General features: G+C 36.9%; 16 protein-coding genes. 6 read left to right on the top strand and 10 right to left on the bottom strand.

Translation table 11 applies throughout. The features are described from left to right. Positions 1-9 precede the first annotated feature (9 nt). The 6 genes from ACS8MM_RS13960 to ACS8MM_RS13935 form a co-directional block, all read right to left on the bottom strand. A complete protein-coding gene (locus tag ACS8MM_RS13960; RefSeq protein WP_379717980.1) occupies positions 10-192 on the bottom strand; it encodes a hypothetical protein in 183 nt (60 codons plus the stop codon). A 225-nt stretch (positions 193-417) separates the two neighbouring features. After that, entirely contained in the window at positions 418-1,071 is a 654-nt protein-coding gene (locus ACS8MM_RS13955; protein WP_379717978.1) for a response regulator, read from the bottom strand. Between the two features lie 10 nt (positions 1,072-1,081). After that, positions 1,082-3,112 carry a tetratricopeptide repeat-containing sensor histidine kinase gene (locus ACS8MM_RS13950; protein ID WP_379717976.1) on the bottom strand — a complete coding sequence of 677 codons (2,031 nt, stop codon included), beginning with the start codon at positions 3,110-3,112 and terminating at the stop codon, positions 1,082-1,084. A 478-nt stretch (positions 3,113-3,590) separates the two neighbouring features. Continuing rightward, positions 3,591-3,764 carry a hypothetical protein gene (locus tag ACS8MM_RS13945; protein WP_379717974.1) on the bottom strand — a complete coding sequence of 58 codons (174 nt, stop codon included), beginning with the start codon at positions 3,762-3,764 and terminating at the stop codon, positions 3,591-3,593. A 55-nt stretch (positions 3,765-3,819) separates the two neighbouring features. Beyond that, the gene (locus ACS8MM_RS13940) at positions 3,820-3,990 is read right to left on the bottom strand and encodes a hypothetical protein (RefSeq protein ID WP_379717972.1); all 171 of its coding nucleotides are present in this window, start codon (positions 3,988-3,990) and stop codon (positions 3,820-3,822) included. A gap of 61 nt (positions 3,991-4,051) precedes the next feature. Continuing rightward, positions 4,052-4,222, bottom strand: coding sequence for a hypothetical protein (locus tag ACS8MM_RS13935; protein ID WP_379717970.1), 171 nt, complete (start codon positions 4,220-4,222; stop codon positions 4,052-4,054). Positions 4,223-4,366: 144 nt separating this feature from the next. On the opposite strand from ACS8MM_RS13935, the gene ACS8MM_RS13930 reads away from it, so the two are divergent. From ACS8MM_RS13930 to ACS8MM_RS13920, 3 genes are read left to right on the top strand one after another with little or no spacing between them, the layout of a single operon-like run. After that, positions 4,367-5,098, top strand: coding sequence for a metallophosphoesterase (locus ACS8MM_RS13930; RefSeq protein WP_379717968.1), 732 nt, complete (start codon positions 4,367-4,369; stop codon positions 5,096-5,098). 42 nt (positions 5,099-5,140) lie between these two features. Then, positions 5,141-5,653, top strand: coding sequence for a DUF6646 family protein (locus ACS8MM_RS13925; protein ID WP_379717966.1), 513 nt, complete (start codon positions 5,141-5,143; stop codon positions 5,651-5,653). Further along, positions 5,653-6,225 (top strand): PhnA domain-containing protein, encoded by a 573-nt coding sequence (locus ACS8MM_RS13920; RefSeq protein WP_379717964.1) that lies wholly within the window; start codon positions 5,653-5,655, stop codon positions 6,223-6,225. The genes ACS8MM_RS13925 and ACS8MM_RS13920 overlap by 1 nt, the downstream gene beginning before the upstream one ends. An 81-nt stretch (positions 6,226-6,306) precedes the next feature. Here the strand turns inward: ACS8MM_RS13920 and ACS8MM_RS13915 are convergent, their stop codons facing one another. The 4 genes from ACS8MM_RS13915 to ACS8MM_RS13900 form a co-directional block, all read right to left on the bottom strand. Beyond that, positions 6,307-13,566 carry a T9SS type A sorting domain-containing protein gene (locus ACS8MM_RS13915; RefSeq protein ID WP_379717962.1) on the bottom strand — a complete coding sequence of 2,420 codons (7,260 nt, stop codon included), beginning with the start codon at positions 13,564-13,566 and terminating at the stop codon, positions 6,307-6,309. Between the two features lie 317 nt (positions 13,567-13,883). Further along, a complete protein-coding gene (gene amaB / locus ACS8MM_RS13910; protein WP_379717960.1) occupies positions 13,884-15,437 on the bottom strand; it encodes an L-piperidine-6-carboxylate dehydrogenase in 1,554 nt (517 codons plus the stop codon). A 198-nt stretch (positions 15,438-15,635) separates the two neighbouring features. Further along, entirely contained in the window at positions 15,636-16,163 is a 528-nt protein-coding gene (locus ACS8MM_RS13905) for a 3-hydroxyanthranilate 3,4-dioxygenase (protein WP_379717958.1), read from the bottom strand. Positions 16,164-16,223: 60 nt separating this feature from the next. Continuing rightward, complete coding sequence (locus tag ACS8MM_RS13900; protein WP_379717956.1) at positions 16,224-17,327, bottom strand: endonuclease/exonuclease/phosphatase family protein; 1,104 nt, start codon at positions 17,325-17,327, stop codon at positions 16,224-16,226. Positions 17,328-17,458: 131 nt separating this feature from the next. Between ACS8MM_RS13900 and ACS8MM_RS13895 the strand changes: the two genes are divergently transcribed. Genes ACS8MM_RS13895 through ACS8MM_RS13885 form a run of 3 tightly spaced genes read left to right on the top strand, consistent with a single transcriptional unit; the run spans position 17,459 to position 22,303 of the window. Next, the gene (locus ACS8MM_RS13895; RefSeq protein ID WP_379717954.1) at positions 17,459-20,266 is read left to right on the top strand and encodes a carboxypeptidase-like regulatory domain-containing protein; all 2,808 of its coding nucleotides are present in this window, start codon (positions 17,459-17,461) and stop codon (positions 20,264-20,266) included. 11 nt (positions 20,267-20,277) lie between these two features. Next, on the top strand, positions 20,278-20,910 hold the full coding sequence (locus tag ACS8MM_RS13890; RefSeq protein ID WP_379717952.1) for a choice-of-anchor J domain-containing protein: 633 nt from the start codon (positions 20,278-20,280) through the stop codon (positions 20,908-20,910). A gap of 1 nt (position 20,911) precedes the next feature. Further along, a complete protein-coding gene (locus tag ACS8MM_RS13885) occupies positions 20,912-22,303 on the top strand; it encodes a DUF5689 domain-containing protein (protein WP_379717950.1) in 1,392 nt (463 codons plus the stop codon). The last annotated feature ends 55 nt before the right edge of the window (positions 22,304-22,358 follow it).

Genomic DNA, 22,358 nt, shown 5'->3' with positions numbered 1-22,358 from the left:
AGACGTGGATTATAAAAAATAAGTCATGAAGTTTCTATTCATTGCTCTCAGTGTGCTGTATATCATAATTAACCAAATCACGAAAAGCAACAACAAATTGATCAAAATAGACAAGCCTACTTTTTCGCCATTAATAAGCAAATAGCCATCCTTAAAAGTAAGTGTAAGGATATCAAAGAGAGGTTCGTTCATATTTTTAAGCGTATAAAATAGCACAAAAATAATGTTTAGCGCAATCACTATAAATGCCGCAACCATAAGAGTCGACATTAAAAGCGAAAAACGATTTTTTTTGCTTGTATATATGCTTTCAGCAATCATAAACCAATAGTGAAGATAATAGACAGTAAATTTCCGAATATTCCTTCAAACCTTTTTATGGTTTTCCCTCCGATTTTGTTAAAAGTACGTAAATTCTTATATTAATCCAGCCTCTTTAGCTTTTCGTATAATTTCTTCATCGCCGCCTTTATCAATTCCGAAATAATCTTTGATTTGTACTTTTCTTTTTTCTACAGCACTGATAGACAAATTCATATAATTAGGGATGTTTTTGGTTTTTATCCCTTCCGCAAGAAGCGAAATTATCTTGCGATTATAACTATCCAAGTAGATTTTTTTCGATAGCAATTCGCTAACATTTTGAGTAACGGTGGTACTGTGATAGTTTCCGCCCTCAATGATTAATTCAAAAGCTTTTAGTAACTCTTCGGCTGTAAAATCACTTTTAACTAGAATTCCTTCCGGTTCGGCTGTGATGATCAGGTCGTATAAAATTAAAGCTTCGGAATGTGAAGTCAATACAATAATTTTTGCACCTGTATTTAATTTTCTAGCAAGAACAGCTAAATCTTTTCCAGTATTAATTCCTTTTTCGGGGTAAGGTGGCAAACTGTAATCCAACAGAATGACATTGAATTTCTCATTCCCGTTTATCAAATCATAAGCTGATTTACAATTGAACGCGGAGGTCACTTCAATTTCATATCCTTTATTATTATAAGATAAAATAATTTTATACCCTTCGATCATGGAAGGATGATCTTCAACAATTAAAACTTTCAAATTCATGTTTTATCTTTTAAATTGGAATCATAATCTGGATGGTTGTTCCTTTATTAATTCCGGAAATTATTTTTAAATCACCGTTTAGGCTTTTAATTCTTGACTGCATATTTTTTAATCCAATTCCCTCTCTGACTTTCTTAGTATCAAAACCACGACCGTCATCTTTTATAATAACCAAGATTCCTTTTTCGGATTTCGTAATTTCCAACAATACATTCTTGGCTTGTGAATACTTATAAATATTTTGAAGTGACTCTTGAAAAATTCGATACAAATTAATTTTTATCGAGCTTTCAATATCTTTCCAGTCGATTTCATCACTAATTTCAATTACATAATCAATATCAGAGAATACCCTTTGACTTTCTACCAGCGATTCTACAATCGCATTGAAACTGTCATTTTCCAAAAAATTCTCTTTTGCCAAATCATGCGATATACTTCGAATCTCTTTTTCGATATCTTGTATTTGAGCGATATAATTTAAGCATTTTTGAATTGTTTCTTCATCATTTTTTTTACCCAGTATAAACAAATTGAGTCGTGTACTAGTCAATTTACTCATAATACCATCATGAAGCTCTTGGGATATCCTCTTTTTTTCATTTTGTCTGGCTTCATCAATTACACTTTGTTGGCTCAACATGAGCCTATATATTTCTTCATTGGCTTTCTGCTGTTCCCTTTCAAACTGTAAGGCTTTATTTTTAGAATGTTGCGATTTGGTAATGTAGGCCATTACGATCAACAAAAGTAAACCAACACTTAAAGTTACAATCACCCATAATTGGATGGAAATTTTCTTTTTTTCGGCTTCGATGTTATTCTTTTGACTTAAGATTTCGTCTGTTTCGAATTCAATTCTGGCGAATTTGTTTCGTGTAGATCGTTCTACGTCCTGTAAACTGTCGGATAATTTAATATATCTGGAGACATATTTTGCGTTTTTATGTGGTTCAATTTTCGCCAAAAGCTTCAAAGAAGACAACTCATCTTCAAAAATTTTACTTTCGTTTGCCATTTTCTTGGCAGAAAGTCCATAATACAATGCTTTAATAGTATCCTTTTTAAAAAGATAATATTTAGAGAGATTGATTCTGCTAGATACTATTCCAGGTATATTGTTGAATTTTTCCCTGATTTGTACTGCTTCGTTAAACATCGCAATTGAAGATTCGTCTTTCAATTCTAATTTTGCATACGCCCAATTATTAATTAAATTGGAATACATAATGGGATCAGAGTTCTTAAAATCGGCGAATTGAAGTGCGCTTTTGAAATAAAAAATCGCATTTTCATATTGTTCCTTTTTAAGATACAACCTACCAATAAAATTGTAAGCTTGAGCTTTTAGCAATAAATGTTGTGGGTCTTTTTTGAGATCAAGAGACGATTCGAAGGCTTTTTGATAATACTTCAAAGATTCGTCGAGATTATTCAATCCTTCCAAAGCATTACCTAGAGTGACATAGCAATCATAAACCAATCGGGCATCTTTACCTGTCATGGCTTCCTTGAGAATACTTATTGTAGCGGTTTCTGCGCCGGTAAAATCTTTCTCATGCAATAGAATATTGGCTTTCCAGAATTTTACGCGAAGTACCTCAGGATTTCCTTTAAGATGCGAATACGCTTTTTCAGTTTTAATGTAATAGTAATAAGCACTGTCGTTTTTGAATCGGCTGTAGTGGTAATCACCGATATAGTTCAAACTCCTTGCAATTCCGAGTGTATCCCCGGCTTGATCAGACATTTTATGCAGCTCTCTACAAACATACAAGTATTTGGCATAATCTTCTGCATTAAAAAAACGGCCAGCTAATTTAAAATAACGCGCACGGTTTAAAGAATCATTGGGTTGATTCTGCAACAACGTTAGTATTTGATTGGAAATTACTACTCGTTGTTTGTTCGATATTTCAAAATCATTTGCTTTCACTAACAGTGATTCTATTTCTTGATTGGACACAGAATCAGAGTTATTCTTTTCCTCGCGACAAGAAAAAAGACCAAAAAACAAAAGTATATAATATATTTTCTTCAATTTTGTTAGCTTGATATATCTATTTATCAAATCTACTACATTAAAAAAAAATATGGTATAAAAACAGACTTTAATTGTAGGTTTTTCTTTTCAATTAAAAAAAATAAGGGTTATTTAGCAGTAATGTGGGACTAATTTCTGCATTTTTTTTTCACACCAATACCAAAGTTCGTCATTCTGACATTGGTAATACTGAGTCTGCAACATTTTATTGACTCTCTTCAAAGCAAACGTAACCATTAAGACAAATAAAGGAAAGTGAACTATTTCATGGCACATTGTTCGTACCTAATTGTTGTTCCCTTAGCTATTTCCAAAACCATTGTTTTATTGACATTATGGATTTCAATCATTGCGTATTGTCAGAACATTGTTTCTTGCAACACCCTCTTAACCTATTTACGCTTAAACAATTAAACGAAATTGTTCTTGTATAAAACCAATAGCATTATACTTGAATTTACCCTGTAAAGGGAAATTACGGTTTTTTAGGCATCACAATAGGATCTATTTCCGCGCTTTGGAAATGATGCGAATTTTCGAGTGCATTTTGATTTATTTTTTCTTTATTTTCTTCCATCATTTCTGATGAACATGTATATGGTGACACAGTCAACACAAAAAAGCTAAGAGACAACACAATTGTTTTCATGATATTAATTTTAAAAGTTATTTACATCTAATATATTACAACTCATTGGGGGCGTCTATGGTTTTTTAGGCATTACAATAGGATCTATTTCAACATTTTCTTGAACAGCATCTAATGCAGCCGGGGCTTGTTCTTGATTTTCCGCAACTTCAATTACTTCTGAGGAACAAGTAAAAGGAGAAACTGTTAATATGAAAAAACTTATGGACAAAACTAAAATTTTCATAATGTTACATTATTTGGCGGTTAATTCTTTTTATTTTTGTATATCAATTGCAATGTTGAGGTTATGGTTTTTTAGGCATAACGATTGGATCAATCTCAACAGTTTCCTGAACATTCTCTTGAACAGAGGGTGTTTGTTCTTCTTCTCCTGTAAATGTCGAAATTTCAGACGAACAGGTTAAAGGCGATACTGTCAATACAAAAAAGCTGATAGATAGGACTAAAGTTTTCATAATTCAAAATTTTAAGGTTACTATTTGTTTTTGGAAATGCTTTTTTTTAATTCAAAAAGCGGTTCATTTATAATTTTCTAAATTATAAAGGATTTTCGACAAAGAATTGAGGAATTTCCGCATATTTTGTTAAATTACAATTAAATGGTTAAAAGGACTTTGGTAATTGGCGATATTCATGGTGGTTTAAAAGCTTTACAACAAGTTTTAAATCAGGTTAAGATAACGGCAAATGACACATTAATATTTTTGGGCGACTACCTAGACGGTTGGAGTGAATCACCTCAACTACTTGATTTTCTTATAGATTTAGAGAAAAAATATTTTTGCATTTTCATGAGAGGCAATCATGACGAACTGGTTTTGCACTGGTTACAAAATAATCATGACAACCCAATGTGGTACAATCATGGTGGCGAATCTACAGTGAAAGCCTATGAAAGTTGCTGCGAATCGTCTAAAGAAAAACACATTGATTTTTTATTAAAACTAAAAAACTACCATATTGACGAACAAAATCGGCTTTTTATCCACGCCGGATTTACGAACCTCAAAGGAGTAACTATAGAACATTTCCCTAGAATGCTTTACTGGGACCGTACTTTATGGGAATTAGCGTTATCACTCGATCCATCGATACCCAAAGATTCACCTTATTTTCCTAAAAGACTGAGTCTATACCATGAAATCTATATCGGACACACACCAGTAACTCAAATCGGACAAACCATTCCTGTTAATAAAGCCAATGTATGGAATGTAGACACAGGCGCCGCATTTAAAGGTCCATTAACTGTTTTGGATATCGATTCCAAGCAATTTTGGCAAAGCGATCCAGTATACAAATTGTACCCTAATGAAAATGGACGAAATTAAACGGAACTTATTATCTTTGCCCCTGAATTAATTTACAAAAAAATGAACAATAAAATTTTAACATTGGTATTCTTGTTCTCGGCATTTCTTGCAAATGCTCAACAAGCTTATACCGGTAAAGGAGATACAAAAATGCACATTGGTGCTAATTTTCAAGACGGCGGAACCGGTTTGAATGTAGGCTCTGATTTTGGTTTAGGTGAAAATATCTCAATCGGTTTCTCTGCCTCTTATTTATTGGATGTTAAAGAAGTAACTGTTGCAGACGAAACCATTAAACCTAAATTTAAAGATCGTATTGATGCTAAATTGAGATTCAATGCCAACATAGGTAACGTTATGACATTACCGGAACAAATAGACATTTACCCAGGTTTGGATTTAGGAGTAAAAAACTTTGGTGGTCATTTAGGCGTTCGTTATTTCTTTTCGGAAGGTTTCGGATTACAAACTGAATTCGGTGTTCCTTTTGCTAAATACGATACAAACGTTCAAGGTTTTGAAGAACTTAACAACCAATTTTACGCTAACTTTAGTATGGTATTCAACTTATAATGAGCGTAATAGAAAAAAAACTTAAAGACAGAAGCAATTCTTTGTGTGAATTGTGTGGCAATCCTCACGATTTGCAGGTATTTAATGTTGCGCCTAACACCATCGAAAGTCTAGAACAATCCATTTTGGCCTGTAAAACCTGTGTTTCTCAAATAGAGAACCCTGAAACGACAGATGCTAACCACTGGCATTGCTTATCAGATAGTATGTGGAATGAAAATCTACCGGTACAAATTGTGGCATGGCGAATGTTAACTCGACTGAAAAAGAACGATTTACTCGATATGATGTACCTGGATGAGGAAGCTTTGGAATGGGCTAAAGCTACAGGTGAAGGCGATGATGATGAAGGAAAAATCATTCACAAAGACAGTAATGGTAATATTTTGTCAGATGGTGATTCAATAGTATTGATTAAAGATTTGGATGTAAAAGGAGCAAATTTTACAGCAAAAAGAGGTGCTGCAGTGCACAACATCAAATTGGTCTGGGACAATGCCGATCAAATTGAAGGCAGAGTGGAAGGTCAACACATTGTAATTTTGACACAATACGTTAAGAAAACAAAATAAATCGTATCAATTTATACACTAAAAAGAGCTCTCCTATAAACAAGGAGAGCTCTTTCCATTTTAAAAATCAACTAACAACTATTATTCCAATACTATTTTTTTAGTTAGCTCACCATTATTGGAAATTACTTTTACAATATAAGTTCCTTGAGCAAACTGTTTGATTGGTATTTTGATACTTGCGTTCGAAGGATTTTCAATATCCGGTTGTACAACTAATTGTCCAAGAATATCAAAAACATACACTTCTTTCACAATCGACTTGTTTCCTGTAATGTTAAGCGAATAATCAACCGAGGTAAAATAGACATTCAATGCATCTGAAATCGTATTTAGTATTGGTTTGGCAAATCGCAATGAAAAACGGTTCAAGTATTCTCCTTTTTCCAAGTTAATTTCAAAATTAGAGGCTCTCAAATCATGGCTGATACCCGTAAGTTCATCATAAATATAAATTTCTTTATGGTTAGCGATATTTTCAAGATTATCAATCGCAATGGTACTAACACCTGGAGTTTCAATTTTGATTCCTAATGCTACCTTTTGTCCCGAATTAAAATCCGACAATGCTTGAATAATGAATTTACTATTACCCAATTGCCAATACATATCTTCCGGTTTAACATCAATCATTGGCGCATCGTATGCTAAATCATAATAACTACTAGCACTTGGATCAGCACCCAAAAGTAATTGTCTGTAGGTTCCTGATGGTGATTTAAAAGTAATTCGTATTTTTTCTCGCGCATCCGAATCTGATTCATCAATTGGTTCTCCCGGTCGAATAAACAATGAATTTCCACCAGATTCTCTTGCAAATTTTCGTTGGTTATTTTTGAAAACCAAAGTACCTCCAGTAATAGGCGAAATTAAATTCGGATTATTGGCAATCAATGAGTTGTCTGTAGAAGAACTAACAAAAAACCCTTGTGCCACCGGAATGTATTTTTTAGGTATTTTAGAACCTGTCTGACCGGTATTGGCTGTATTAGGATCATTAGATACAGCTACCACCCCACCCATCAGAGTATAGGTTGCATAACCGCCTACATAATCAGCCAAGTAATGTGAATATCCTCCAAAATGATCCCAAAAATAAAGTGCTCCATTGATAACGTTCGTTGTTGCTCTACCTCCATCTTTAATATTATCACGAATAAATTCATCGGCATCCAAAGCAGAAGCATAAGGATTCCCAACTAAATATTTTTGACCTGCTCCGAAAGGAAGGGTAATATCTCCATTATTCGGTTTTCCAGTAAAAACATAATTTTGGGAATTGGATGCTAAGGCAGTTCCATCAACACCTTTCATGGTAAAACCTTCTCCAGCTTTAATCGATCCGTTTTGTGCTATACTTATCCATCCATTATATCCTAAACTAGATGGAGAATATTTATAAATCCATCTCGTACTAATTTTAATTGGATTGGACACAGGACCATCTGCAAAGTCATATCCAATGCCAAATAAAATATTAGTAGTGCTAAACGGATTGGTAGTTACATCGGTTCCATCTTTTAAAATCGCTCCCAAACTATAATTAACATTGTCAGTACTCACTGGTGATGACCAATAATTATAATGGCGACTACTTTTAGTCCCTTGTTGATCTCTTAACAATTTACCCGTTCCTACTAAAGGATTTGAATCTTCACCTAATTGAACCAATTGCGCTTCACCAGTTAAACGTAAATCTCCACTTTCCAATGTTAGGTTATTCTCAACTGTTAATTCGAAGGCATCAGGCAAATTAACTCCTTTTGCTCCATTACTGTTTCTGAGTGTCAAATTATAAAATCCTTCATCAGTTTTGATACCAGTATTAATCAACTGAACCTGATTGAGTGTTGACCCAACGAATTCGACTGTCCCTGTTCCATAATTAAACACCCCGCTATTTCTCCAATTTCTACCAATCTGCAATATAGAACCACTATTCATCGTAAGTGACGCATTAGTATTAACTATTAAGTCTCTGGCTGTAGCAGGACCAACTGCCAATGCAGATCTGGCACCACCACCACTAATCACTGGCATATTCGGAACACCTGCAGGAATTACTGCGTCATCATTTATAGTTGGAACTCCACCTGCCCAATTCAAACAATCAAACCAGTCATCACTTACAGCTCCTGTCCACAATCCAACTGTACCATTCAACACTGTGACAACCGCACTTCCTAAAATATCTGCTGGAACAGCCACACAATTGGCATCACTTAATGCCGTAACAATATATGTTTTATTAGTGGTTAAAACGGGAGTCGTAATGATATAAGGATTCGTATTTACATTATTTACAGTAGTGCTAACAGTTCCATCATTATAGGTAATAGACCATGGCCCAGTTCCAGTCAGATTGATACTAAGTGTAGTTGATGTATTATTACAAATGGTATGAGATGTTCCAATAGCAGCTGTTGGTCTTGGATTAACGGTTACGGTTACATAAGTGGTTCCCTCTGGTCCGGTACTAGCACATCCACTCAATAATGAAGTAACAGCGTATGTAGTAGTTACAGTTGGTGATACTGTAGCGGTCGAAGTGGTACTAATGACCGTATTGGTACTCACATCAACCCATTCAGTAGTCAAACCAACTGGCGCTTGCGGAATCGTAATGTTATCCAGCACCCATAAACTGTCTGTATTGTTAGAGAAATAAGTAAACTTGATTCGCATATTCGGCTGACCGATATAAGCATCCAAATTCAAATTCAATAAAGTCGTGAAAATATTAAACGGTGTCTGTTCAACATAAGGAGCTGATCCCGTTTGTGTATAAAGTGTAATTGGATAAGATGTACCTCCATTTAACGAAAGTTCAATTTTTATATTGGCTCCCGGATACAATCGGTAAGCATGATTGAACTGTAAGTTTGCACTGCTTAACCCAAAAGTACTAAATGCCATGGTTTCCATATAAGAAGTCCCGTTATTTGGTGCTCCCCAAATATCACCATGCACTATGGCGAATTTTCCGGAAGAGCCACATAATATACCTGAATAGGTTCCATTGTTACTCGCACTCAACGCGAAAGGGTTTTCATTAGTATTACTTCCGCTGGAAGAAAGATAGTTTCCGGTAAATTGACCATCAGTTCCCCATCCTCCTGGATTGGCATCGTTAAAGGTACCTCCGGTAGCCAGATTCTGGCTCGTAGCAAATCCACTTTGAGAAGTAAGCACCGAACTTTGTCCGTTACAAATAATTGGCGGTGTTGCCACTACTGGATTCGGTTTTACGTTTGGAATAACATTTACCATCGAACTTGCCGAATAAGCAATACTACATAAACCGGTATTTTGGACAACAGCCCTAAAAACAGTACTTTGAGTCAGATTTACATAATCATAGGTATCTGAAGTATTGTCGACAGCTATCCATGACAACCCTCCATTTGAAGAATATTCCCAACGTAATACGGCACCCACATGGCCACTTAGATAAAGAGTACCACTTCCCGAATGACACAATGTAATGATGTTAACCACTGGCGTAACACCTGGTTGTGAAATAGTTACCGCTCCATCTATAGATTCTTGAATGGATGTAATCGTTCCTCCTAAAGAAGCTACCGGATTACAACCGCCACTGGTTGTCACGGTATAGTTAAATGTTCCGAATACTGTTGGTGATCCACTAATAGTAAATACACCAGCACTATAATTCCCAGTTACACCTGCTGGTAAACCACTTACCGAAGCCCCTGTTGCATTTCCTACCGAATAGGTAATAGTAACAATTGGTGTACGATTACAAACCGTTTGGGTATTATTCGCTGAAGTCAATGTCAATGTCATCGCCGGAGTCACGGTAATAGTACCTCCCAAAGCAGCTGCAGGATTACATCCACCTGTCGTAGTCACAGTATAATTGAATGTCCCCGAAACTGTTGGTGATCCACTAATAGTAAATATACCTCCACTATAATTCCCATTAACCCCTGAAGGCAATCCCACTACCGAAGCTCCTGTCGAATTACCAACAGAATACGTAATATTGGCAATCGCTACATTGATACAGCGGGTTTGATTATTATTAGCTGATGTTAAAGCCAATGTCATTGCTGGCGTAACCGTAATAGTACCTCCTAAAGAAGCTACAGGATTACAACCACCACTTGTTGTCACTGTATAGTTAAATGTTCCGGATGCTGTTGGAGTTCCGCTGATAGTGAATATTCCTCCGCTGTAAATCCCGGTTACACCTGCAGGCAAACCAGTTGCTGAAGCGCCAGTTGCATTACCCACATTATAACTAATATTGGCAATCGCTACATTGATACAACGAGTTTGATTATTATTCGCTGATGTTAAAGCTAACGTCATTGCTGGAGTAACTGTAATCGTTCCTCCCAAAGAAGCAACAGGATTACAACCACCGATGGTATTCACCGTATAATTAAATGTTCCGGATACTGTTGGTGTTCCGCTGATAGTAAATATCCCTCCGCTATAATTGCCGGTTATACCCGCAGGCAAACCACTTGCCGAAGCTCCGGTCGAATTGCCAACCGAATACGTAATATTGGCAATCGCTACATTGATACAACGGGTTTGATTGTTATTACCTGAAGTTAAGGCCAAAGTCATAGCCGGAGTAACCGTAATAGTACCTCCTAGAGTAGCTGCCGGATTACATCCACCACTGGTTGTCACTGTATAGTTAAATGTTCCGGATGCTGTTGGTGTCCCACTGATAGTGAATATTCCTCCGCTATAATTGCCGGTAACACCCGCAGGCAAACCACTTGCTGAAGCTCCTGTCGCATTACCCACATTATACGTAATATTGGCAATCGCTACATTGATACAACGGGTTTGAACATTGTTCGCAGAAGTCAAGGCCAAAGTCATCGCCGGAGTAACTGTAATAGTACCTCCCAAAGAAGCAACAGGATTACAACCGCCACTTGTAGTCACGCTATAATTAAAAGTTCCTGAAACTGTTGGTGTTCCACTGATAGTAAATGTTCCTCCGCTATAATTGCCGGTAACCCCCGCAGGCAAACCACTTGCCGAAGCTCCGGTCGAATTCCCTACAGTATACGTTATATTAGCAATCGCTACATTGATGCAACGGGTTTGAACATTGTTCGCAGAAGTCAAGGCCAAAGTCATCGCCGGAGTAACTGTAATAGTACCTCCCAAAGAAGCAACAGGATTACAACCGCCACTTGTAGTCACGCTATAATTAAAAGTTCCCGACACTGTTGGTACACCACTAATTGTAAAAACTCCTGCATTATAATTACCAACCACCCCAGATGGTAATCCGCTCGCCGAAGCTCCTGTAGCATTACCAACGTTATAATTAATATTTGCAAGTGCAGTAGAGATACAAACAGTTTGATTATTATTTGCCGATGTTAACGACAAAGTCATGGCTGGTGTTACTGTAATCGTTCCTCCTAAAGATGCAGCAGGATTACAACCGCCATTTGTAGTCACTGTGTAGTTAAATGTTCCCGAAGCAGTTGGAGTTCCACTAATTGTAAATAGACCCCCGCTATAACTTCCGGTCACCCCGCCAGGCAAACCGGTTACTGAAGCGCCTGTTGCATTGCTAACAGTGTAAGTAATACTTCCTATGGCAACATTAATACAACGGTTTTGAACATTATTGGCTGATGTTAAAGCCAATGACATGGCTGGTGTTACCGTTATCGTTCCACCTAATGTAGCTGGAGGATTATTACAACCACCCGTTGCACTTACGGTGTAGTTAAATGTGCCGGATACGGTTGGACTTCCGCTAATCGTATAGGTTCCAGGTCCTGGATTATAAGTTCCGGAAAGACCAGCAGGTAAACCCACCACTAATGCCCCAGTACCGTTTCCAATTGAATATCTAATATTCGTAATAGAAGAATTGATACAAACTGTCTGGTTGTTATTGGCTGTAGTCAAAGCAATTGTCATCGCTGGCGTTACCGTTATAGTTCCACCTAAAGATGCTGCTGGAGTACAACCTCCACTGGTAGTTACAGTATAATTGAACGTTCCTGAAACCGTTGGTGTTCCACTGATAGTGAATATTCCTCCGCTATAATTGCCGGAGACTCCTGCAGGTAAGCCACTTATCGAAGCTCCTGTCGCATTACCAACATTATAAGTTATATTAGCAATCGCTGCATTGATACAAACAGTTTGATTATTATTACTTGATGTCAAAGACAAACTCATTGCTGGAGGAACTGTTATTGTTCCGCCTAAAGATGCTGCCGGAGTACAACCTCCACTGGTAGTTACGGTATAATTAAATGATCCAGTAACAGTTGGAGCTCCACTTATAGTAAAAACACCCGTTCCTGAATTATAACTTCCGGTTACTCCCGCTGGTAAACCACTAGCAGAAGCCCCAGTTGCATTGCCTACAGCATAGGTGATATTTGCTATTGCCACATTAACACAACGGGTTTGATTGTTATTGGCCGAAGTTAAAGCCAAAGTCATTGCTGGGGTTACAGTAAATGTACCACCTAAAGTAGCAGATGGGTTACAACCACCATTGGTAGTCACGGTATAATTAAAAGCTCCTGAAACAGTTGGCGATCCACTAATCGTATACACACCTGTACCTGAATTATAACTTCCGGTTACTCCCGCTGGTAAACCACTAGCAGAAGCCCCAGTTGCATTGCCTACTGCATAGGTGATATTTGCAATTGCCGCATTAACACAACGGGTTTGATTGTTATTCGCCGAAGTTAAGGCCAAAGTCATCGCCGGGGTTACAGTAATTGTACCACCCAATGAATCTGATGGATTACAACCACCACTAGTAGTAACAGTATAATTAAAAGTTCCTGAAACAGTTGGCGATCCACTAATCGTATAAATTCCAGTTCCAGAATCATAATTCCCGGTTACGCCTGGAGGCAAATTACTTGCTGACGCTCCTGTGGCGTTGGTTACACTAAAGCTAATGTCAACTAATGGCGCATTGATACAAACCGTTTGATTTTCGCTTACTGAGGACAAAACCATATCAGGTAAAGAATAAACTGTAACCGATGTAGTAAATGCAGCATAATCACAAACCACTGGATTGCCTGCCGTTACTTTGTAAGTAGTGCTTGCAGAGGGAAAAACACCATTGAAAGTAATGGTACCTCCCGGAGAATTGGCAATGGTAGCAATTGTGCTGTTTGTACTGACGTCAACTAAGTTGTAGTCAATACCAGTCTCACTGTCAGACATAGTAATGTTTACTGATCCGTTGGGACATATATCGGTAGCATCGGCATTTAAAGTGAACGAAAAACCACAATCTTGCCCAAAGCTTCTGAACGTGCAAATACACAATAAGAATAAAAGTCGAGTTATCTTCATAATCGATTTTTTTTTAGTTAATAATAGTATTGAAAGCTGATTAACTGAACACTAAGAGGATAATAAAAGAATTGTTCAGCATTTGAAGTTGCCGAAACAGAAAGTTGAATTCTTAGTAATTCACAATAAAATGGGTGTGGTATTTGGAATAAAATTATACATTAAATTCCTTCTTAACACTTTTTGGTAAGAGTTTTCGATAAGATGTTTTGATAATCCGATTAACGACTGTAAGGAAAAATAATACTCCCTAAAATAAGGGATATAAAAAAAGCGCTACAAAATTGCAGCGCTTTAATTTATTAAAAATCAAAGAATTATAAATCAAATTTAATTCCTTGTGCCAACGGCAAATCTGTAGTATAATTGATTGTATTGGTTTGTCTTCTCATGTAAACTTTCCAAGCATCAGATCCAGACTCACGGCCTCCACCAGTTTCTTTTTCACCACCGAAAGCACCACCGATTTCAGCACCTGAAGTACCAATATTTACGTTAGCGATACCACAATCTGAACCAGCGTGAGATAAGAATGCTTCCGCCTCACGTAAGTTATTTGTCATAATTGCAGAAGACAATCCTTGTGCTACTCCGTTTTGTACTTCAATAGCATTGTGAACATCACCACTGTATTTCAATAAGTACAATACCGGCGCAAAGGTTTCATGCTGAACGATTTCGAAATGGTTTTGAGCTTCAGCAATAGCTGGTTTCACATAACAACCACTTTCGTAACCTTCACCAGAAAGAACTCCACCTTCTACAATAATGTTTCCACCTTCAGCTACTACTTTTTCCAATGCATTGTTATACGCTGCCACCGCATCTTTATCAATAAGTGGCCCTACGTGGTTATTTTGATCCAAAGGATTTCCAATACGTAACTGACCATAAGCCGCTACAACCGCATCTTTCACTTTATCATAAATACTTTCATGAATAATCAAACGACGAGTCGAAGTACAACGTTGTCCCGCTGTTCCCACAGCTCCGAATACGGCTCCGATAACTGTCATTTTGATATCGGCGTCTGGAGTTACGATAATCGCGTTGTTTCCACCTAATTCCAATAAAGAATTACCCAAACGAGCTGCACAAGCTTGAGCAACTAATTTACCCATACGTGTAGAACCTGTTGCAGATACCAATGGAACTCTCTTATCGTGCGTCATTAACTCTCCAATTTTGTAGTCTCCATTAATGATACAAGAGATACCCTCCGGTAAGTTATTTTCTTTTAGTACTTCAGCGATAATGTTTTGACAAGCAATAGAACACAAAGGTGTTTTTTCTGATGCTTTCCAAACACAAACGTCACCACAGATCCAAGCTAATGCTGTATTCCAAGCCCAAACTGCTACCGGGAAGTTGAACGCAGAAATAATTCCTACAACTCCAAGTGGGTGATATTGCTCATACATTCTGTGACCGAAACGCTCAGAGTGCATCGTTAAACCGTGCAACTGACGAGAAAGACCAACTGCGAAATCACAGATATCGATCATTTCCTGTACTTCACCTAAACCTTCTTGCAAAGATTTCCCCATCTCATAAGAAACCAATTTCCCTAATGCATCTTTGTGAATTCTTAGTTTTTCACCAAACTGACGAACGATTTCTCCTCTTTTTGGAGCTGGCATTACTTTGAACGTTTTGAACGCTTCAGTTGCTGCATGCATTACTTTTTCGTAATCTGCTGCAGTTGAAGCTTGTACTTTTCCGATCAATTTTCCGTCAACCGGAGAGAAGGATTCGATGATTTCGCCATTAGCAAACCAGTTGGAACCTGTAGAAGATCCCAAGTTTATTTCTTTAATACCTAATTGTTGTAAGGCCTCGGTAATTCCGAATTGTTGCGCTATTGTTGACATTGTAACTTTTTTAAGTTGATTTGTTATATTTCGTGCAAATGTATGCTTTTTTTTGAATATTTAGCCCTGATTAAAGTGATAGCTTTTTGAAGTGAAAAGCCTGGAAATTGAAACTTTGCAGAGCGACAGTAGGAGCTCCTGCACCGTTTACAATTTTGTGCTTTTTACAAAAAAACTAAAACGAAAAGCAGGAAATGGCTACTTGATAAATCGAGAATCGGCTTCCATTACAGTACCACATTCCGAACAAGTTCTTTTCTCCTCTGAGGTATAGAAATCCTTGAAATGCTGTAAAAAATCTTTCTCAATGTCTTCCAAACCGAAATAGACTTCATGCAGTTTATGATTACAGTTGTCGCAAAACCACAATAAACCGTCCTTCCCTTCGGTGCGTTTGCGTTCGATGACCAAACCAATGGAGCCCACTGTACGATTGGGTGAATGAGGTACTTTTGCCGGATGCAAATACATATCCCCGGCGGAAAGTTGCATTGCTTTTTTACGACCATTTTCTTGAATGTAAACGGTAATTTCACCTTCGAGTTGATAAAACAACTCCTCGGTTTCGTTATAATGATAATCTTTTCTGGCATTGGGTCCGCCAACAATCATTACGATATAATCTCCGGAATCCACATACAGATTTTTATTCGCTACAGGCGGTTTCAGGAGATGTCGGTTCTCATCTATCCACTTGTTTAAGTTGAAAGGTTTCGCTATTGACATGACTTATTTTTAGGGTAAAGTTAAGAAATAAAAAATCCCGAAGAATCGGGATTTAAGGTATTATTTGAATTCTTTAATCAAATAGATATACGACGGAAAGTGATCGGAAAAACCAGGTCCATCGTTTGAATTTCGTAATGGATATCCTTTGTATTGACCCGTTGGCTGAATCATAAATGGCTTATTGTAGACTCCAGCTTTCCAATATTTCCAAGTTGAAAAATCATTATTTTTAGGTAACAACGCTTCTGAAATAATAATTTGATCGAAGAAATCCCAAGCATCACGGTGTGCTAAAGTACCGATTCCTTTGCTCATCATTTTCTCAGCTGGATTGTACAAACCAAGTGGTTTTACCTCTTTTTCATCACCTTTGGCACCCAAAATAACTTTGATACTTCTATTGAAAGGACCGTCATTCAAATCACCCATAGTAAAAATCTTAGCTTTAGGATTGATCTTCTGTAGCGAATCGATTAATTTTTTGTTCAAAGCCGCAGCCGCTTCACGTAACGGACTACTTTTTGCTTCCCCACCTCTTCTTGAAGGCCAGTGGTTCACGATAAAACTCATTTCTTCACCATCTAGTTTTCCTGTCATTAAGATTTGGTCACGAGTATAAATTCTTTTTGTAGCACTATCAACAGCATTATCATCTGAATCTTCAACTTTATCCTTTTCTTTTTCCTTTACTTTCTTATCTGTCATATCATCAGAAATAATCAAAGGATAATTCTGATAGCTAGTCGGTTGAAAATATTTCTTTTGGTATAAAAACCCAGTATCGATACCTCTACGGTCTGGCGAATCGAAATGAACTATTCCGAAGCCTAATTGAATCAATAATGGATGTTTGATTAAATCTTCCAAAACGGTTCTATTCTCAATTTCGGAAACCCCTAACACTATAGGAGCATTTTTTTGGACATCACTAGTCCCTAAACCTGAGATTACCCTAGCTAAATTGTCAATCTTTTTCGCATAATTTTCCGGAGTATAGATAAAATCTTCATCATTTATCTTAGGATCATTAACGGTGTCAAAAAAGTTTTCAAGGTTATAAAAAGCAATGGTATGGACGCCCATTTTCTTGGACTGAGCTGCCATTCCAGAAGCTATCAACATGATTAACAGTAAAGTAAAATTCCTAATTTTCATATTCATCAATGTAAAATTTTCGTCAAATGTATAACAAAAGTTGCGCCAAAAGTAAATAATATTATTAAAAGATGTACATTTGTCGCCCTGCTTTCGAAAAAAGAGTGGGAAAACTCGAATTAATTTTAAACTTATTTATGAAAAAACTTGTTATTAGTACATTATTTGTATTACATGCATTTTTAGTTTTTGCTCAACAACCTACTGGAGTTTCGGGAGTTGTTCTTGACGCTAAAACTCAAAATCCTTTACAAAATGTAGTGACATCGATCGTAAACACTAATTTGACTCAAGTAACGGGCCAGGATGGTAAATTTACGTTCAAAAATGTCCCTTTGGGTGGTCAGATTCTTAAAGTGAAGAGCGACGGTTACAAAGAACAAATGCTTGCTATTGAAATCGTAGCAGGTCAGACTTTAGATTTAGGTGTTGTAGTTTTAGAAGAGGACACTCAGACTACAGAACAGCAAATTAGTTTAATTACGATTACCGAAAATGATTTAGGTGATGACAACAGTGGTTCTGAGAGTACTTCAGGATTATTGCAAGCATCACGCGACACCTACCAACAAGCAGCTGCTTTCAACTGGGGTGGTGCACGTTTCAGAATTCGTGGTTTAGACAATGAGTACGGTACCACTATGATTAACGGTATCGTAATGAATAAGTTATATGATAACAGACCACAATGGGGTAACTGGGGTGGTTTGAACGATGCAACTCGTAATCAGGAATTCACAATGGGTTCAGCGCCTTCTGATTATACTTTCGGTGGTATCTTAGGTACTCAAGAAATCAACACAAGAGCATCTATCTACAGAAAAGGAACAAGACTTTCTTATTCTGGAACCAACACTAACTACAACTGGAGAGCTATGGGTACTCATGCTTCTGGTTTGGATAAAGACGGATGGGCATTTGTAGTATCTGCTAGTAGAAGATGGGCACAAGAAGCACATTTCGAAGGAACAGATTACGCAGCTAATTCATTATTTGCAAGTGTTGAAAAAAGATTTGGAAAAAAACATGCATTAAACTTTACTTCAATTTACGCACAAAACAGCCGTGGAAAAACTTCACCTAATACTCAAGAAGTTATTGATCTTAAAGGATACAAATACAACTCGTACTGGGGATGGCAAGACGGAAGAAAACGCAATTCAAGAGACAGAAACATCGAAGAACCTATCATGATGTTAAGCCACTTCTGGAAATTCAATGACAGAACTACATTGAATACAAATGTAGCTTACCAAACAGGTTCTGTTGGAAATACACGTTTGGAATACCCTTACGGTAACAACCCAGATCCAACCTATTACAGAAACTTACCAAGTTATGCTTTGAATTACCACACAAGTGGAGGGCAATGGTATCCTGACTATGCTGAAGCAGATCGTTTGAAAGCTGCTTTCCTACAAGGTGGTCAAATCAACTGGACTGACATGTATTTAGGAAATACAAGAACAGCCGTTGACGAAAACGGACAAAACAAGGCAGCTTATTTCTTAAGCGAGCAAAGAAGTGATGACAAGCAAATTTCTGCGAACTCTATCATCAACTCTCAATTGTCTGACAACATCAGTATGAATGGTGGTGTTACTTTCAGAAAATTAAAATCACATAATTATGCTGCTGTAATCGATTTATTAGGTGCAGATTATGTATTGAACACAGATTCTTTCTACACTGGTGATAAAGCTCAGTTTGACATGAACAATCCAGATGCAAAAATTGGATTAGACGGAACTTTTGGTTACAACTATAACCTACACGCTATTGTTTTTGACGGATTTACACAATTCAAATTCAACTACAAAACAGCTGATTTCTACGTAGCACAATCATTCTCTCGTTCACAATACCAAAGAGAAGGTTTATTCAGAAATGGAAACTACATCAACAACTCTTTCGGAAAAGGTTCTAAAGAAATCTTCGAAAACTTCGGTTTCAAAGGGGGTTTAACTTACAAATTGTCAAGCCAACACTTATTGGATTTCAACGGAGCGTACATGACTAAAGCACCTAGCTTACGTAATGTATTTGCTAATGCTCGTGTGAACAACAATGTAACTTTAGACTTAAGAGACGAAAGAATTACAAGTGCTGATGCTAGTTATATCATCAGAACACCAAAATTCAAATCAAGAATTACTGGATTCTATTCTAAAATCCAAGATGCAACGAACGTAGCTTTCTTCTTTGGTGAAGGTGTAGCTGACGAAGACGACAACAACGGTAGTGAAGATGCTTTCGTAAGTGAAATCGTTACAGGTATGAACAAGAAAAACTTTGGTGGAGAATTAGGATTGGAGTACCAATTTACTTCTACATTGAAAGCAAGTGCTGCAGCTTCTTACGGTGAGTATATCTATGATAACAACCCTACTTTAAGAATTAACAATGATGCTGCTGCATCGGCTACTAACACTTACCCTATCGAAGATTTCGGTAAAACCTACTTAAAAGGATACAGAATCGGTGGTATGCCACAAAAAGCAGCTTCAGTTGGTTTAGAGTACAGAGACCCTCACTTCTGGTTCATCTCTGCGAACTACAACTATTTTGACGATGCTTATGTTGGAATTTCAAATGTATTAAGAACAAACAACTTCACAATTGACAGCAACACAGGCGTTTCTTACCCTGGTGCTAATGAAGCTTCAGTTAGAAAAATATTACAACAAGAAAAACTAGATGAATTATATTTATTAAATTTATCTGGTGGTAAATCATGGAGAGTGGACGGAACAACTTTCGGTTTCTTCGCTACCGTGAACAATGTATTGGACGAAGTTTTCAAAACTGGTGGTTTTGAGCAATCAAGAAAAGCAACATTCCCATCAGCTCAAGAAGATTTACAAAGTGGTGTAAGAACTTTTGGACCTAAGTATTTCTACGGATACGGAAGAACTTATTTTGTGAACTTATACATTAACTTCTAATGCAACTAATTATGAAAAGATACATAAAACAACTATTTCTTTTTACAGCTTTAACTGCAACAGTTGTCAGCTGTGATACAGAATCTGAATTCGATATCCCTGAAATCAAAGAAGTACTTTTGTTTGAAGGGTTTGAAGGCACTACTGCAGGAAGTGGAGCAACCGAAAACGCTATTGCTTTAAGCGGATGGTCTAACTTCAACGTAAATCCAGCCGGTACAAGAAAATGGCATAGCCGCTCTTTCAGCAACAATAAATATGCTGATTTTTCTTCTTTCTTCTCTACTGCTGGATCTTCAGATGAAGTATGGTTAGTAACTCCTAAAGTAAATCTTAATGCAAGTAAAGATTGGATTTTTAATTTCCAATCAAAAGCAAGAAGCTGGACTGGAAAAAATCTTACCGTTTATATTTCTGAAAATTATGATGGTACTCAAGCGGGTATTGCAACAGCAACATGGGTAGAATTGAACCCAATATTACCAACTGCTCAGGTAGATAATTTTGTTGAAAGTGGTGATATCGACTTGAATGCTTACAAAGGAAAAGACATCAGCATTGGATTCAAATATGTGGGTAACAAAAACGCCGGTACTACAACGACTTTTCAATTAGACAATATTAAAATTTTTGAAAATAAATAATATGAAAACATTAAACTTTAGAGGTTTTTTACTTTCATCTCTACTCTTAGCGGCAACCGTTAGTTGTGTTGAAGAACATTATGATGAGCCGAGTTTAGAAGGTGAGTGTGAAACCATTCCGGTAACAAAACAAGTTAGTGAAATCACTTCGACTTCGACTACTACTTATGCAAAATATACTGGTGATGACGTTATCGAAGCGTATGTAACTTCAAGCGACGAATCAGGTAATTTCTACAAGTCTGTGTCATTCACATCTGTTGACGGTAGCGTAGGATTTAGCATGCCAATTGACGCATACAACCTTTATACTTACTTTGAGCCAGGTAGAAAAGTATTTGTCAAAATGAAAGACTTATACTATGTAACCGAAAACAATTCAACTGTAATTGGTGCTTTGTATGACAATGACACTCCTGTTGCAACCGATGACGAAGTGGGTCGTATTGCAGGTGTAGATTTCAAAAACATCATCAAAGCTTCTTGTGTAAAAGTAAGTGAAGAAGATTTTGTTAAAAAACCAACAAATATCACAGCTGCTAAAAACAATAACTTGTTGAATATGTTAATCGAATTAGACGGTGTTCAGTTTACGGATGCATCTAATAACAAAAACTATTTCGATCCAACAGTAAACAACTTAGGAGGTGCAACTAACCACACTATTGTGGATGCTTCTGGAAACACATTAATTGTTAGAGTAAGTGAGTTCGCTAACTTTGCAGGTAACAAAGTAAACATGAAAAATGGTAAAATCAGAGGAGTTTTAACAAAATTCGGTTCTGACTTCCAATTCATGGTAAGAAATGAAAGTGATATCAAATTAACAAATGACAGAATAGACTTCTTCCCGGTAATCGGTGGTGCTGCAGCAACTTTCAGCGGTGCTTTTACAGAAAACTTTGAAACTGGTTATACAGTAAATCAAACGAACTTCCCGAAATATTACAATGATGCTTATGTTGGAACTAGATATTGGCAATTAAAAACATTCAGCAATAACGAGTACATTGAGTTAACTTCTTTTGGAAGTGGAGGAACTAGCGTAACAGCTAAAGGATATTTCTTTGTTCCTGTTGACTTTACAGCGGCTAACACATTTACTTTCAAAGAAGAAATGCGTTTTAACCAAGGAGTTGCATTACAGGTATATTATGTAACAGCAGCAAATTATACTCCTGGAAGCCCAATTAACACTAGCACTTTCACAAACATCACTTCTAGCTTCAATATCACTTATCCAGCTACAGGTGCATCAGAAAATGCATTCAACTCTGCAGGAACTTACAATATCCCTGCTGGTTTAACAGGAAACGGTTACTTTGTTTTTGAATATTCAGGAACACCAACGTTAACTACTACTGTTCAAATTGACGACATCATAGTAAACTAAGAGTACGTTATTATACCAAAACTCCCACAGTTGTGGGAGTTTTTTTTTGCTTGCT

Origin of the sequence: Flavobacterium sp. MAHUQ-57, from assembly GCF_051908335.1 — a bacterium.
GTDB lineage: Bacteria > Bacteroidota > Bacteroidia > Flavobacteriales > Flavobacteriaceae > Flavobacterium.
This window is presented reverse-complemented; position numbering and strand designations above follow the sequence as displayed.